This window comes from Actinacidiphila oryziradicis (genome assembly GCF_005047355.1).
GTDB lineage: Bacteria > Actinomycetota > Actinomycetes > Streptomycetales > Streptomycetaceae > Actinacidiphila > Actinacidiphila oryziradicis.
Map to the genome: position 1 here is coordinate 1 of NZ_SUMC01000148.1, position 14,549 is coordinate 14,549.

Here is a 14,549-nt window from a genome sequence, read left to right on the forward strand (position 1 = left end):
CGAACCGATCACCGAGCCGGACCGACTCGACCGCCTCGACGTCCACCGGCGTGATCGACTCGGCGGCATCCTCCATGAGTACGCACACGCCGCTTGAACTGCGTGGATGCAATTATCGGCACCCACAGGACTCTGTCGCCCGATTCGGCCGACCTGCCGGAACCGACCAGCGGCTGACGGTGAACGTGCTGGTGAAACTGATGGAATCGGCCCTCACCGCGAATCGGGCGACAGAGTCCCACAGGTTCAGGCGGTCGAAGTGATCGCTCGGGTGATGGTCGTGATCGCCGGGGCGGGGTGGCCGGGGAGGCGTGCCACGAGCACCCGGCGGATCTCGGGGGGTGCGCTGTCGACGCGCAGCAGGCTCACCCCGGGCGGCAGCACCGGTGAGAGCCTGGACGGTACCGTCGTCACGCCGAAGCCGCCGGCGACCAGCTGGAGCTTCGTCAGCCAGTCACGCGCGGAGTGGATGACGCGCGGCCGTCCGGGCAGGCCGGGCCAGACGCCGAGCAGCGGCTCGGAGCTCGATGACGGGGTGGCGATCCACGCGGCGTCGACCAGCTCGTCGACGTGCACCGTGGTGCGTCCGGCGAACTCTCCGGTCGAGGGCACCGCCACGACCAGTTCGGTGTCCGCGACGGTCTCGACGTGCAGGCGCGGCGAGTCGCCGTCGAAGGGCCGGTGGGGTGGGCGGGACGTCAGCACGGCGAGGTCGAGCGAGCCCGCGCGCAGCGCCCGGATCAGGGTGGGCGTGGTGCCCTCGCTGGTGGTGACCGTGATCTGCGGGTCGGCCGCCGCGAGGTGTGCGAGTGCGGCGGGCAGGATCGCCGCGCCCGCGCTCGGGACTACCCCGAGCCGCACCAGTTCGGTCCGCGGGGCGGTGCCAGTGAGCTCACGCTCGGCCGCTGCGAGCGAGGCCAGGACTGTGTGGGCGTGCCGCAGCAGGGTCAAGCCGGAAGGAGTGAGCCGTACCCCGTCTGGGCGGCGTTCGAACAGGGTGGCGTCGACGCTGCGTTCGAGGGCGGCGGCCTGGCGTGAGACGGCCGACTGCGTGTAGCCGAGTCGGGCAGCTGCCGCGGTGAAGCTGCCGGACTCAGCGATCTGCCGCAGGACCCGCAGTCCCGCGCTGGAGATGTCCATGCGGCATACGCATACCACAAATGCTAGATCATCGCTTCCCGCATGCTCGTGCAGCTCCTAGTGTCGATCCCACGAGCACGGACGAACACGGAGGTCATCACGTGCGAGCAGCAGTTCTGACGCAGTTCGGCGCCCCGCTCACGGTGCGGGAGGTGCCCGACCCCGAGGCCGGGGGCGGTGAGGTGGTGGTCGAGGTCCTCGCCGCCAGCGTGGCGCCCTACGCGGCCGAAGTCTTCGGCGGCAAGCGGAACTACCCCCTTGTCCCTCCTGTCGTGCCCGGTGTCGGCGGCGTGGGGCGGATCATCCACCTCGGCCCGGACGCCACCCGGCTGCGCGTCGGCGACCTGGTGTGGTGCGACTCGACGGTGCGCTCGCGGGACGACGCCCTGACGCCCGACATCACGCTCCAGGGCTGGAGCTCGCGCGGCGAGGGCGGCGCGCGGCTCGCCCGGTACCTGCACGACGGTTCGTTCGCCGAGCTCATGCGGGTCCCGACGGAGAACGTCTTCCCGCTGCCCACCGTGGCAGGGGACGATCCGGCCCGCTGGGCCGCACTCACCGTGCACGCCATCTCCTACGGCGGGCTGCTGGCAGGCGGGCTCGCAGCCGGCGAGACGCTGCTCGTCAGCGGGGCCACCGGCAATCTCGGCAGCAGCGCGGTCGCGGTTGCGCTCGCGATGGGAGCGGGCCGCGTGGTCGCCCCGGGCCGCAACCAGGCCGCGCTCGACCTCCTCGCCGACCGGTTCGGTCCGCGGCTGCGCCCGGTCCCGCTGACCGGAGACGAGGCCACCGACCGCGCGGCGATGTCCGCGGCGGCCGACGGTCCGATCGACATGGTGATCGACTTGCTCCCGCCGAGCGCACCCAGCTCGGCGTCGCGCGCGGCGGCCATGACCGTGCGCGAGTACGGCCGCGTCGTCCTCATGGGCGGCGTCGGCATGCTCGGTGGCGACGACCTCGCACTCCCGTACCCATGGATCATGCGCAACTCGATCACCGTGCGCGGGCAGTGGATGTACCCGCGCACAGCCAATGTCGGCATCATCCGGCTCCTCGCCTCGGGCACTCTGGATCTCGCTCCCGAACGAGTCCGGTCGTTCGGCCTCGAGGCCGTCAACGACGCCATCGCGTACGCCGCCGCGCACGGTGGCCCGTTCGACCGCACCAGCCTCACCCCATGGGCTGGCTGACAAGGCCCACTGATCCCCACCACTCGCACGAGGGGTATCGCCGAGATGAAGTTTCCCCGTTGATCTGGACAGCTTGATACTGGGATGGATCGGTCCGGGAGGAAGCAGTCCAGGTTGCGGTGCGCCGCCTGCCGCGCGCCGGTTACGGCGCCCAGGCAGGGACCGGCATCCAGCTGACGTCGTCGGTCCACGACGTCGTGGTGTCCCGTGCGTCCGAGCCGCCGTTGCTGGCGACGTACAGGTGGCCGCTGTAGTGCCGCAGGTAGTCGGCCGGGGTCGCGTTCCAGGACAGCGATTCGCCTTGCCCGTTCTTGCCCGGGGAGGGGCAGAAGGTGGCGTCCGAGGCGAACTGCGCGGTGCCGTCGTTCTGCTGCTGGTAGACGGCGCCGCTGGTCTGGCGCAGGTAGCCGTTCGGGTAGTCCTTCGACTCGAACGAGCGGCAGGAGCTGTTGGCGAGCCCGGCCCGTACGATCCAGGTCGCGTCCTGCTTGTCGAGGGCCGTGTTGGCGGCCGTGATCGGCGAGAGGATCGCTACCCCGCTCTGGTGCCGGATGAAGGCGTCGGTGCAGCACGCGGTGGTGGCCCGGAAGGAGACCTCCGCGCCCGGTGCGAGCGCGACCTCTGCGAGGTAGCCGAACTGCTGGGCCGCTGATCCGGCGCAGGCTTCGATGTCGAGCTGCGTGCCGTCGGCGGTGTTGCCGCCCGGATCTGTGAGGCAGAGCCCGGACTGGGGATTGACCAGCGTGCCGTCGGCTTGCTGCACCCACTTCTGGCCGCCGACGCCGTTGCACGCCCACAGTTCGACGTGCGTGCCGGACGCGGTGCTGTTGCCGTCGATGTCCAGGCACTTGCCGAGCGTCTGGAGCGACTGGGCCGAGGTGTTGTAGGTCCAGTGCTGGTCGACCGCGGACGCCTGGCAGGTCCAGATCTGCAGCTGCGGGCCGATGGAGCCGTACAGGTCGTTGCCCGGGACGTCGACGCACTTGCCGCCAGGGGCGCTGATCGGGTGCCCGCTGTTGACGAAGAGCTGCTGGCTCGCGGCTCCGGTGCAGGTCTCGATGTCGAGGACCGTGCCGTTGGTGGTGCTGCCGCCCGGGTCGGTGAGGCAGAGCCCGGACTGCGGGTTGAGGAGCGTGCCGTCGGTCTGCTGCACCCACTTCTGGCCGCCGGCCCCGTTGCAGGTCCACAGTTCGACCTTCGTGCCCGCCGCGGTGGCGTTGCCGTCGATGTCGAGGCACATGTTGAGGGTGGTGACCGACTCGTCGCCGTTCTGCCACCAGTACTGGTCGGCGTTCTGGCGGGCGCAGGCGGCGATGGCGACGGCCGTGCCGGCGACGGCGGCCGCGCCGGCGCTGCTGCCCACGCACTTGCCCGCCGGGGCGGAGATCGTCTGGCCCTGCATCAGCCATCCGGATGCGATGACGAATCGCTGGCTCGCGGCGCCAGTGCAGGCCTCGATGTCGAGGACCGTGCCGTTGGCGGTGCTGCCGCCGGGACTGGTGAGGCACAGTCCGGACTGCGGGTTCAGGAGCGTGCCGTTGCTCTGCGGCACCCATTGCTGGCCGCCGACGCCGTTGCAGTCCCACAGCTCGACCTTGGTGCCGCTGGCCGTGCCGTTCCCGTTGATGTCCAGGCAGCGCCCCATGGTCACCAGTTCCTCGGGGTACTGCCAGGAGGGTATCGCCAGCCCGGATGGCAGGCCCTGGTCGGGGGCGGTGCGCAGGTACTGCCAGTCCTGGTCGACGGCGTCGTGCTGGCAGCTCCAGATGTCGACCGCGGTCCCGTTGCCGCCGCTGTCGTTGCCGCTCACGTCCAGGCAGGTGCCGCCCGGCCCGGTGACCGGGACGCCCGGGCCGCCGCCGCTGGTGCCCGAGTACACCGCGGAGGCGATGTTCGACTGGACGGAGGCGATGGTGGAGTTGGAGGCGTAGCCGGAGGTGATGGCGCCTTCGAAGAACGCGCCGGGCGCCATGTCGCTCTGGTCGCCGCCCACCCCGAGCCCGATGCCGCCTTCCTGGTGCATCGGCGCGTACCCGCTGGGCAGGGCGCCCGAGTACAGCGAGGTCAACGTGGATTGTGTGGCGTCGCCGCCGTCGAGTGCGAACTGGCTCTGGCCGTTGTTGCGTAGGACGGCCGTGATGAACTTGGAGTTCTCGCTGACGTTGGACGCGTTGGCGCTGGAGCCGTTGCCCGCGAAGACGCCGTTCTCCAGGTCGGCCTGGACCCAGGGGCCGTTGCCGGTGCACGGCGAGACCCCGCACCAGGTGGAGATGATCAGGGCGTCCATGTGCCCGTTGCCGGTGTCGGTCGCGCTGGTCTCCATGTTGCCGAAGTCGGAGCAGCAGTGGTCGGTGGCGTCGGTGCCGCTGGCGACCTCGTACATCGACTCCGCTTGCCCGTTGACCGCCATCCCGGGCGCCGGGGTGTTCGCGGTGGAGGGCACGTAGCGGTACCCGACCTTCGCGGTGATCCGCACGCCGTAGACCGCGTGCCCGTTGACGGTCACCGGCAGCGCGTCCTCGCGCGCCGCGATGTTGGCCGAGCCGGAGCTGCCCGCGGGGCCGAGGGTCAGGTCGCTGTGGTTGCCCGACTGGTCGTAGATCCGCGTGATCGTGCAGACCGTGTTGGTACAGAAGCTGTCCTGAGTCGCTGCGTTGGCGTACCCGCCGGTGCTGAGCAGCCCGATGTTGGTAGAGGTCCCGTCGGATTGCCGGGTGACCTGGTAGAGCGAGCCGCTGTAGGTGGCCGACAGGGCGCGGACCGTGCTGTAGGAGGCCACGCAGCTCTGGCCGCCGCCGGCGAACATATCGCAGGGAAGTGTCGAGGTGGCCGCCGCGGCGCGTCCGAAACGCGTAGACCGGCTGCCGCTCCCCCGGCCGCACCATGGCAGTGAAGCGCCGATGGGTGCGGCTCGGTTTGAGGGACGGTGATCAGCAGGAGTTTCGCGTTCCGGAAGGCCGGTAAGTCCTTTGTGGTGCGGGGGTTGGGTCCGGCGTGGCAGCGTCGGCGGCACGCCGGAAGCCTGACCGAGTTGCCGGCCAGCGTACGGACCCCTGATCATGCCCGACCGCAGCACGGACAGGACACCGGCCCAACATCCCGCCAACCCCCGAGCGCGGCGGTGCACGCCCGTTCGGGCAGCGGTCCGGCCGAGTGAAAGCCCGGTGTCCACGAGGGCCGGGCCCCGTATGGTGACATCTGTCAGCCCGCAGCGCACCCCCGGTGGAGGTTCCGATGAGCGCACCCGACGCGGACCACCCCGTCTACCCGCCGATCAGGCCCCGTCTGTCGGTCGAGGAGCTGCTCGCGGCCAAGAACACCCAGCCGATCCGCTCCCTGGACGACCTCGCTGCCGACACCTTCGAGTCGGACGAGGAGCTGGAGGAGTTCCTGGCCTTCGCGTACGCCGAGCGCCACCGCGACGTGGCCTGAGTCGCCGCCGTGCAACCCGTCATCCTCTCTCCAAGCGCCGTGCAGGTGCTGGGTCCGGTCGACGCCCCGATGAGCTGGATCGCAGTGGCGCAGGACCTGGAGGGCAATCGAGTCGGGCTGGTCAGCAGATGAAGAAGGGCAGAAGGGACGGCCATGGGTGAGTCGGAGCTATGGGGAATGGTGCATGCGGAGAGAGCGGCGCTGGCGGAGGATCTGGCGGGGCTGAACCATGCGCAGTGGGACGCCGGATCGCTGTGCACCGAATTCACGGTCCGCGAGGTCGTCGCGCATCTGACGTCGGGGGCGAATCTGGGGCCGGTGCGCTGGATGGCGGGCGTGATCCGGTGTCGGTTCGATTTCGACGCAATGGTCGCGTACCGGCTCGCCCAGCAGCTCGGGACTGACCACGGCGAGACGCTCGAACGGTTTCGCCGCTCGGTCACCAGCACGGCCAAGGCGCCGATTCCTGTCGTCGCGATGTTGGGCGAGGTGATCGTGCACGGCGAGGACATCCGCCGCCCGTTGCGGATCCAGCGCGACTACCCGATCGCGACGCTGACGTACGTCGCCGAGTACTTCCACCGCTCCAACATGACGGTGCCGAGCGAGCGACGGACGCGAGGGCTGCGTCTGTCTGCGACCGACGGGCCGTTTTCCGGCGGCGCGCAGGACGGCGCGCTTGTCAGCGGCGGTACGCTCGCCCTGATCATGGCGATGGCAGGACGGTCGGCCTATGGTGCGGAATTGGCAGGTGAGGGGGCGGGAGTTATCGCGGGGTCAGGGTGAAGGCGCGGGCGCCGGCGGGCCATGCGGCGCGGGGGCTGGGGGCGGTGGCTGCGAGCTGGGCGGGCGTGCCCAGGCGCGTGCCCTTGAGCGCGGGGCGCCCGCGTTTGCCGGTCCTGGGCGGGGCCAGGGCGAACAGGACCGAGGGTGCGGGCAGCCGGGTGGTGAAGGTGCAGGTCACGGGCAGATCGCGCAGGGCCTTGCCGTGGTAGGCGGCGTCCCCGGCCACGTGCAGAGGGCGGTCGGGGAAGATCTGGGCCAGGTCGTGGATCATCTCCAGCGCGAGATCGGTGCGCGAGGCGGTGGCCTTGCCGCGCCACAGTCTGGCGGCGACCGGCAACGCGATCGGCTTGGTGAGGAACGGCAGGCGGACCGCGAGCGCGCAGATGACCCACGTGTTGCCGAATCCTGTCTTGTCCTTGCCCCGTCCGGATCCGTCATGCGCCCACAGCGCCCCGAAGACCTTCTTGCCCGCTCGGTGGACAAGGGTGTCGTCGATGACCAGCAGGACCGGGGCGTTGGCGGGCAGCAGAGCCTCGACGACCGCGCGGGCCAACCGCAGACCCAACTGGTCGGGATCCCACGATGCTTCGGAGAAGAAGGCGTGTGCCCGGCGGTGTGGCCATACCCGCGCCAGTCCCGCCCCGGTGAGCATGCCGGTGACCGTGCGCCGCCCGGTCTGCGCGACCATCCCGGTCGCCAGCTGGCAGAACGTCTCGAACGAGTGCTTCGTGAAACACGGACGAGTGACTTGGAGGACAAGCAGAAGCGACGCCGGTGGCGTCATCCCCGGAACCATCAGCGGCAACCCCTCGCTTCGAGGAAGTTGGTCAACACCGCTGATGGTTCTTCACGTTCAGTACCCCTGTCCGCCGATCAGGACCAGGTCACCCGAACGGGACCAAACGACCCCACTTCAAGATCGTGATCCGCTACAAAGTCGAGAGGGTTCGCTGCGTGCGCCGATGCCCGGCACTGTCATCCGTATAGGTGAATTCTTCCCGGGCGACCAGGTCCGGGCCGGGCAGCCGCTTCTATGGCTTGAAGCGATGAAGATGGAGCACGTGATCACCGCCCCCGTCACCGGGACGCTCACGGAGCTCACCGCCGAGGTCGGCCGACAGGTCGAACTCGGCACCGTACTAGCCGTCGTCAAGGAGGAACCAGGACCATGAGCACTGTCAAGGACACCTTCGACAGCAGGTTGCTCGAAAGCGAGGAACGGCGGGCGCTGCGCGGCGCCGTCGGCGATCTCGGGCGCCGCTACGGTCGTGACTACTTCATGGCGACCGTCCGCGCGGGCCAAGAGACCGACGAGCTGTGGCAGGAGGCCGGCCGGCTCGGCTACCTCGGGGTGAACCTGCCCGAGGAGTACGGCGGCGGTGGCGCCGGCCTCGCCGAACTCTCCATCGTGCTTGAGGAGTTGGCGGCCGCCGGCTGTCCGCTGCTGCTGATGGTGGTCTCCCCCGCGATCTGCGGCACAGTGATCGCCCGGTTCGGCAGCGAGGCGCAGAAGCAACGCTGGCTGCCGGGGCTGGCCGACGGCTCGCTGAAGATGGCCTTCGGCATCACCGAACCCGACGCCGGCTCCAACTCGCACCGGATCACCACCACCGCGCGCCGCGACCCGGCGACCGGCGGCTGGCTGCTCACCGGCCGCAAGGTCTTCATCTCCGGTGTGGACATCGCGGACGCCACGCTGATCGTCGGCCGGACCGAGGACGCCCGCACCGGCAAGCTCAAGCCGTGCCTGTTCATCGTGGCACGGGAGACGCCGGGCTTCGAGTACCGGCAGATCGAGATGGAACTGGGCACGCCGGAGAGGCAGTTCCAGCTCTTCCTGGACGATGTGGCACTGCCCGCCGAAGCGCTGGTGGGCGACGAGGACGCGGGGCTGCTGCAACTGTTCGCCGGGCTCAACCCGGAGCGCGTCATGACCGCCGCCTTCTCCATCGGCATGGGCCGCTACGCGCTCGGCAGGGCTGTCGAGTACGCGCGCACCCGCCAGGTGTGGAGCGCCCCGATCGGCGCCCACCAGGCCATCGCGCACCCACTGGCGCAGGCCCATATCGAGCTGGAACTCGCCCGGTTGATGATGCAGAAGGCCGCCTATCTGTACGACGCGGGCGACGACCTGGGCGCCGGCGAGGCGGCGAACATGGCCAAGTACGCGGCGGCGGAAGCCGGGGCCAAGGCCGTCGACCAGGCGGTGCACACCCTCGGCGGGAACGGCCTCACCACCGAATACGGTCTCGCCTCGCTGCTCGCCGCGTCCCGCGTGAGCCGAATAGCCCCGATCAGCCGCGAGATGATCCTCAACTTCGTCTCGCACCACACGCTGGGCCTGCCCAGGTCCTACTGACCGGACGGCTGTTGGCGCCTCCACTTGCCCGCGGCCCACTTCCCTCCGCCCGCTTCCCGCTGCTGGCTTTGGATACGGGTCCTGGTGGCCCGGCTCGAAAGGGCGCTGACGTGGACTTGGTGGGCCTGCAAAGTATCACTGAGGCTGAACGTGGGAACGGAAAGGAACGTTAGACGCGATAGTGCGCGATAAGGCGGCAGGGGCTGAGATGGTTCGGGCCGCGGAGCCGGGTGCTGTGGTGAACGGACCTGACGGCGGTTCGTTGGATTGGGACCGGGTGAACTGGTACTCAGTTGAACGGGACGTACGGCGTCTTCGGCAACGGATCTTCGCGGCAGAACGAGCGGGCGACTCGAAGAGGGTCGCTAATTTGGTTCGGCGGTCATCTCCAGGCCCTCCTCGCCGAGATCCTCGCCGACCGCTGCTCCGCCGACCTCCGTCTGCGCCGCCTCGCTCCCACCGTCCTGACCTCCACCACACCGTCTGAGGGACTACTGCCCGGCTCCGCGAGATGGGCTACTCCCCTGCGGCCGAGGCCCCCGACAGCGCCGTCCTCGTCACCCGGGCGACCGCCCACCGGCCCCGCCGGAGCGTGTCCCCGAGGGCCCGCCGACCCCGGACGGCGCCCTGCTCGCCGCCGCCGTACAGGCAGTGCGGGCCGGCGACCGGGCCGCCACCGCGAGACCCTCACCCTGCTCCAGACGGCTGCCCTCGCCGACGGCGCGCTGTGGATCGGCTACGGCGGCGCCGAGGGCATCGCCAGCCAGCGTGTCATCGCCCCGGTCCGGGTGGAGCGCGGTTTCGTCACGGCGCACGGCCACACCGCCGGCGAGGTCCGCACCTTCCCCATGCACCGCATCACTGGCGTCGCAGAGCTGACGGAAGACCCCGCCTGAAGACGGCGCTCAGCCTCCTTCGAGTTCCCGGCGCACGGTAGCGGCGATGCGGGTGAGTGCGGCCTCGAGGTGGCGGCGCTGAGCGGCGCTGAGCGGATCGAACACGAGCCGCTTCACCTGCGCGACGTGTTCCGGTGCGCTCTCGACGAGCTTCTGCCGGCCGGCGTCGGTCAGGGCGGCGAGGGTATATCGACCGTCGCTGGGGTCGGGTCGGCGGGCGACCCAGTCGCGGGCTTCGAAGCGGTCCATCACCTTCGACAGGCGGGGCTGGGTGCTGTCGCAGACCCGGGCCAGGCCGCCGATTGCTTCTCGCAACGCGGCATGCAGTTGGTCCCTGGCCTTGGTCCGGGCAGCGATCCGTTGGTTTCGGTCGTTTCCTCCCCCTCCCCTAAGCTCACGCGGATGACATCCACTTGGACGAACGAGGCCGCGATCAGGCAGTGGAACACCTCCGTCACGCGTGAGGCCATGGAGGCGAACGCGGAAGACGGGGACTTCGCCAGTACGGTGTTGCACGTGGTGGGACACGACCACATAACCCGCGCCCGGGCTACTCGAACGCCACTCGATTGGTCACCACGCTCTCACGCCATTCCTGATCTGGGCGGGACTGGCCAACAATTTAACTTACTGGTAAGTTAAGATCATGAGTGGTCGGAGGAATGTCAAAGAACTGTTGACTGCAGCGGCAGACACCGTCTTCTACGAGAACGGCATCGGCTCCACCAGCGTGGATGCTGTCGCCGAGGCAGCGGGGGTATCGAAGCCGACGCTCTACGCCCACTTCCCGACGAAGTTCGCCGTCGTCGCCGCAGGGCTGCGCCACCGCCACGCTGCCCTCATGGCGGAGCTGGAGTCCTGGGTGGGACGTGAAGAGGACCCTCGCCGGCGCCCACTGGCAGTGTTCTCGTGGCTCGAGGACCGATACGCCGCACGGGGAAAGCGCGGCTGCGCGTTCCTCAACGCCGCAGTCGAAGCCCCGGACGCCGGCGACACGATCCGCACCGTGGCCCAGGAGGAGAAGACCTGGCTGCTCACCTTCCTGAGCCGCCTGTGCGTCGAGGCCGGATGCGAATCCGCACAGAGCCTCGCTTCGCAGCTCCTCCTGCTCATCGACGGTGTCGCCGGCCGTGTCGTGGTGTACGGCCCGGGCGCGGCCCCGCGGGCGATCACTGAAGCGACACATGCAGCTGCCGCCTTGATCGCCGCCTCCGTACCTGCGACATGAGACACCCCACCGACCACTTCCTCGCCCGCAGCACGCGTCTGTGCGCCGGCCTCGCGTTCTACGGAACCTGCATGGCCCTGCTGCTCAAAGCTGGCCTGGGAGCCGACCCGTGGACCGTCTTCACCCAGGGGATCGCCCGCAAGACGGGGCTGAGTCCGGGCGAGGTCCTGCTCATGGTCTCGGTCGTCGTGTGCGCCCTGTGGGTTCCGCTGCGGCAACGCCCCGGTGTCGGCACCGTCGCCAATGCGCTGCTCGTCGGGCCGACTCTGGACCTGGCACTGTGGGCCCTTCCCACACCGCACTCCCTAGAGGTGCGCGTGCTGTTCCTGCTTGTGGGCGTGCCGGGCATCGCGCTGGCAACGGGCCTTTACCTCGGGGTGGGTTGGGGTCCGGGCCCCAGAGACGGGTTGATGACGGGCCTGGCGCGTCTGGGCGTCCCCCTTTTCCTCGGCCGCACTGCCGTGGAAGCCTTGGTACTCGCGGGAGGCTGGATGCTCGGCGGCACCATCGGCCCCGGCACCGTGTTGTTCATGGCCGTGATCGGCCCCCTGGTCGGCTATGTGCTGCCCAGACTCACCCTTCCCCTGGCCCGGGAAACCGCCGGGCTGCCATGACCGAGGGCACCCGGCTGCTGGTCATCGACCCCGCCCGCCGCCCAGGGGCTGCGGGGCATGCTGTCCGAGGCAACCGGCGGCCTGCGGCTGATCGCCCGTCACCCGGTGCTGCGCGCGATCGTGGTGCTCGCCGCCGCCAGCAACTTCTGTCTCTACATGGCGGAGCCACTGCTGGTGCTCTTCGCCAAGGAAGTACTGCATGTCGGCAACAGCGGCTACGGGATCCTCGTGGCCACGATGGCGATCGGCGGCATCATCGGCGCCCTGGCCAGCCGCCGGGTCGTGGAGCGGTTCGGCGCCCGTGCGGTCGCCATCGCCGTCTCGGTGGGCGGCGCGCTGAGCCTGGTGGCCGTCGGGGCGATCGGCAGCCGGCCCGCCATCATGGTGCCCCTGTTCTGCGTCTGGTCCGCCGGGCTGTCACTGTGGAACGTCATGGCGCAGTCGGTCAGCCAGCGGCTCGTACCCGACGAGCTGCGGGGACGGGTCTCCACCAGCAGCCGGATGATCTGCTTCGGAGCGCTCCAGCTCGGTGCCCTCGCCGGCGGCTTCGTCGCCGACTCGTACGGCCTGCGGGCCCCTTGGGTGGTCGGCGGCGTGCTCTTCCTGCTGGTGACCATGCTGTTCCTGCCCACCATGATGCGCTGGCCGTCCGGCCCGCAGACCGCCGAGACCGTCGAGAACGAGGAGAACGCGTGATGCCAACCCAGCAGCAGACCGTGCGGCACGTCCACCAGGTGGCCCGGCCCGAAGGCTTCCCCACCGCCGAGCACTTCGCGTACGTCGAGCGTCCACTGCCGGAGCCGGGCCCCGGCGCCGCCCTCGTCGAGAACATCTACCTGTCGGTGGACCCCTACATGCGGGAGCTGATGGACGAGGAGTGGGAGCTCCACCAGCCCCTTCCCTTCGGCCGTGCGATCGGCCGCGTCGTCGCCTCCCGCACCCCCGGCTTCGCGGTCGGCGACCTGGTCACCCACGGCGAGGGCTGGAGCACCCATGCGCTGCTCGAACCCGGCCCGGGCAGGCGTGTCATCAACCCGCCGGAGGGTGTCCCCCTCTCGGCCTACCTCTCGGTGCTCGGCGGCACCGGCCTGACCGCATACGTCGGGGTGCGCACCATCCTGGACCTCCAGCCCGGCGAGACCGTCTACATCTCCTCGGCCGCCGGTGCGGTGGGCGGCACTGCCGGCCAGATCGCCCGGCTGCTCGGGGCGGCACGCGTCATCGGCAGCACCGGCTCGCCCGCCAAGGTCGAACACACCATCCGGCGGCTGGGCTTCCACGCGGCCTTCGACTACCACGACGGGCCCGTGGCCGAGCTGCTCGCCAAGGCCGCCCCCGAGGGTATCGATGCCGCTCTGGAAGGGGTCGGCGGCGACCACCTCGAAGCCGCAATCGGCGTGACCCGCGAATTCGGCCGCATCGCGTGGGTCGGCGCCATCTCCCAGTACAACAACCCGGCCGACCCCCCGCCCGCCCCGCGCAACCTCTACGCGGTCTCCGACCGCAGCATCCATCTGCGCGGCTACCAGGTGCGCCATCACATGCATCTGCGGCCCGAGGCTGAGGAGTGGCTGATCCCGCACATCCAGGCCGGGAGGATCAGCACCGACGAAACCGTCGTGGAGGGCTTTGACCAGGTGGTGGACGCGTTCCTCGGGGTGCTGCGCGGGGAGAACATCGGCAAGATGCTCGTGCGGATCGCTCCCGGGTGACAGGGGCCGGAGGCGGCAGGGCGGCCTTGCCGTATCCCGGCGATCCACGCATGGTTCGCGGTGGGCCCCTGCCGACGCGTCCAACCGCGCGCGGGCCCGAGGGATGCCCGTGGTGACCACGCGCACGCCCGCATGCGAGCAGGAGACCAGCGTTCACCCGGCATACGTGATGGCACGGGCAGCGTTCGACCTCGATCTATCTGCGCTAGATGTACGGCCGTCGACTCCCGAGACTGCCTGTAGGGTGCCAAAACTGGCGCGTAGCTTCTGATCAGGCTCTTTGCAGTTCCACGTGATCATGGCATGCTCGGACTGCTCCTGCTGCTGTCGCGCTCGGAGGAGGCCAAGAACGTTGAGCTGCGCGGACACACCGAGTCCGTACAGGCGATTGCGTTCAGTGCTGACGGCACGCAGCTTGTGACAGGTGGAATTGACAGGTCGGTACGGGTCTGGCTGTCGTCGACCGAAATGGGAGCGTGAAGCCGCACGCCATGATTGGTCAACCATCCGCCGCGGCTGTCCCAGAGGCGCCCGTCATGTCCCGGGCAGCTTCGCGGCACTGGTGGCAGCCCGGACCGAGGACGACGCCGCAGGGGTGGGCCTCACCAACGACATCGAGACGCAGTCGATGTTGTTCGAGGCGGCGGTGCCGGTCACGTCGGTGATCGTGGCTGCCCTAGGGCAGCGGGATCTGTCGTGGCCCGCCCGGTGGAGGCTGATTTACCTGCTGCTGATCTTGGTCTCCGGAGAGTCCGCTCAGAGCGAGGTCGACGGTGGCCGACCTGATTTGGAGGTCGAGTGCCAGGATGCGGCACGCCCCGGAATTCCTCTGCTGTACCAGGAACTGGAGCGAGAGAGCGTCAGCGGTTGCTCGGACTTGGCTCTTGAGATCCTCGAAAGCCTTGGTGAAGACCCAGGTCAGCTCATTGTCGCTCGCGGTGGTGGAGGCCGTCGCTAATTCGCAGGTGAGCGACTCGAAAGCCTCACGGAGACCACCTACCGAGCCGACCAGCTATGCCGACCTCGATCATTCACGTGCGCGCGCCGGCTTGGGGTGATCGGCTGGGGGTTGGTGATTCGGCCCGGTTCGTCCTTTGGGTGGTGTTGGCGATTTGCCCGCGTGTCGTCGCGGGTCAGCGTCGACTTCCACGTGCCGAGGGCGGTGCGGGTCTACTCCTTTCCGGGACGGCGG

15 protein-coding genes and 2 pseudogenes are annotated in these 14,549 nt (G+C 69.6%); 13 read left to right on the forward strand and 4 right to left on the reverse strand.

Annotated elements, in window-relative coordinates; genetic code table 11:
- Positions 1-246: 246 nt before the first annotated feature.
- A complete protein-coding gene (locus tag FCI23_RS49955) occupies positions 247-1,140 on the reverse strand; it encodes a LysR family transcriptional regulator (protein WP_136730621.1) in 894 nt (297 codons plus the stop codon).
- 101 nt (positions 1,141-1,241) lie between these two features.
- On the opposite strand from FCI23_RS49955, the gene FCI23_RS49960 reads away from it, so the two are divergent.
- Positions 1,242-2,330, forward strand: coding sequence for an alcohol dehydrogenase catalytic domain-containing protein (locus FCI23_RS49960; protein ID WP_211265826.1), 1,089 nt, complete (start codon positions 1,242-1,244; stop codon positions 2,328-2,330).
- Between the two features lie 142 nt (positions 2,331-2,472).
- Here the strand turns inward: FCI23_RS49960 and FCI23_RS49965 are convergent, their stop codons facing one another.
- Positions 2,473-5,136, reverse strand: coding sequence for an arabinofuranosidase catalytic domain-containing protein (locus FCI23_RS49965; protein ID WP_136730622.1), 2,664 nt, complete (start codon positions 5,134-5,136; stop codon positions 2,473-2,475).
- A 428-nt stretch (positions 5,137-5,564) separates the two neighbouring features.
- Between FCI23_RS49965 and FCI23_RS49970 the strand changes: the two genes are divergently transcribed.
- Positions 5,565-5,762: a hypothetical protein gene (locus FCI23_RS49970; RefSeq protein WP_136730623.1), complete on the forward strand. Its 198-nt coding sequence runs from the start codon at positions 5,565-5,567 to the stop codon at positions 5,760-5,762.
- A gap of 153 nt (positions 5,763-5,915) precedes the next feature.
- Positions 5,916-6,548, forward strand: a complete 633-nt coding sequence (locus FCI23_RS49975; protein ID WP_136730624.1) for a maleylpyruvate isomerase family mycothiol-dependent enzyme — start codon at positions 5,916-5,918, stop codon at positions 6,546-6,548.
- On the opposite strand, the gene FCI23_RS61650 is transcribed toward FCI23_RS49975, so the two are convergent.
- Positions 6,529-7,332: an IS701 family transposase gene (locus FCI23_RS61650; RefSeq protein WP_246144809.1), complete on the reverse strand. Its 804-nt coding sequence runs from the start codon at positions 7,330-7,332 to the stop codon at positions 6,529-6,531. The genes FCI23_RS49975 and FCI23_RS61650 overlap by 20 nt on opposite strands.
- Positions 7,333-7,480: 148 nt before the next feature.
- On the opposite strand from FCI23_RS61650, the pseudogene FCI23_RS61655 reads away from it, so the two are divergent.
- From FCI23_RS61655 to FCI23_RS50000, 4 genes and pseudogenes are all read left to right on the forward strand, one after another.
- Positions 7,481-7,720 (forward strand): annotated as a pseudogene (locus FCI23_RS61655) (acetyl-CoA carboxylase biotin carboxyl carrier protein subunit); the annotation flags it as partial.
- A complete protein-coding gene (locus tag FCI23_RS49990) occupies positions 7,717-8,907 on the forward strand; it encodes an acyl-CoA dehydrogenase family protein (protein WP_136730627.1) in 1,191 nt (396 codons plus the stop codon). The pseudogene FCI23_RS61655 and the gene FCI23_RS49990, both read left to right, overlap by 4 nt.
- Positions 8,908-9,115: 208 nt before the next feature.
- Entirely contained in the window at positions 9,116-9,394 is a 279-nt protein-coding gene (locus FCI23_RS49995; protein WP_136730628.1) for a reverse transcriptase N-terminal domain-containing protein, read from the forward strand.
- Positions 9,300-9,803, forward strand: a pseudogene (locus FCI23_RS50000) (WYL domain-containing protein); the annotation flags it as partial. The gene FCI23_RS49995 and the pseudogene FCI23_RS50000, both read left to right, overlap by 95 nt.
- Before the next feature lie 9 nt (positions 9,804-9,812).
- Here FCI23_RS50000 and FCI23_RS50005 read toward each other — a convergent pair.
- Positions 9,813-10,118: a MarR family winged helix-turn-helix transcriptional regulator gene (locus FCI23_RS50005; protein ID WP_246144810.1), complete on the reverse strand. Its 306-nt coding sequence runs from the start codon at positions 10,116-10,118 to the stop codon at positions 9,813-9,815.
- 361 nt (positions 10,119-10,479) lie between these two features.
- Here FCI23_RS50005 and FCI23_RS50010 point away from each other — a divergent pair, with 361 nt between their 5' ends.
- From FCI23_RS50010 to FCI23_RS50035, 6 genes are all read left to right on the forward strand, one after another.
- Complete coding sequence (locus tag FCI23_RS50010; RefSeq protein WP_169317364.1) at positions 10,480-11,031, forward strand: TetR/AcrR family transcriptional regulator; 552 nt, start codon at positions 10,480-10,482, stop codon at positions 11,029-11,031.
- Positions 11,028-11,645 (forward strand): membrane protein YczE, encoded by a 618-nt coding sequence (gene yczE / locus FCI23_RS50015; RefSeq protein WP_246144811.1) that lies wholly within the window; start codon positions 11,028-11,030, stop codon positions 11,643-11,645. The genes FCI23_RS50010 and yczE overlap by 4 nt, the downstream gene beginning before the upstream one ends.
- Positions 11,646-11,702: 57 nt before the next feature.
- Positions 11,703-12,341, forward strand: coding sequence for an MFS transporter (locus tag FCI23_RS50020; RefSeq protein ID WP_136730630.1), 639 nt, complete (start codon positions 11,703-11,705; stop codon positions 12,339-12,341).
- Positions 12,341-13,357: an MDR family NADP-dependent oxidoreductase gene (locus FCI23_RS50025; protein WP_136730631.1), complete on the forward strand. Its 1,017-nt coding sequence runs from the start codon at positions 12,341-12,343 to the stop codon at positions 13,355-13,357. Before FCI23_RS50020 ends, FCI23_RS50025 begins: the two co-directional genes overlap by 1 nt.
- A gap of 303 nt (positions 13,358-13,660) precedes the next feature.
- Positions 13,661-13,837 carry a WD40 repeat domain-containing protein gene (locus FCI23_RS50030; protein WP_136730632.1) on the forward strand — a complete coding sequence of 59 codons (177 nt, stop codon included), beginning with the start codon at positions 13,661-13,663 and terminating at the stop codon, positions 13,835-13,837.
- Between the two features lie 115 nt (positions 13,838-13,952).
- A complete protein-coding gene (locus FCI23_RS50035) occupies positions 13,953-14,315 on the forward strand; it encodes a hypothetical protein (RefSeq protein WP_136730633.1) in 363 nt (120 codons plus the stop codon).
- Positions 14,316-14,549 lie beyond the last annotated feature (234 nt).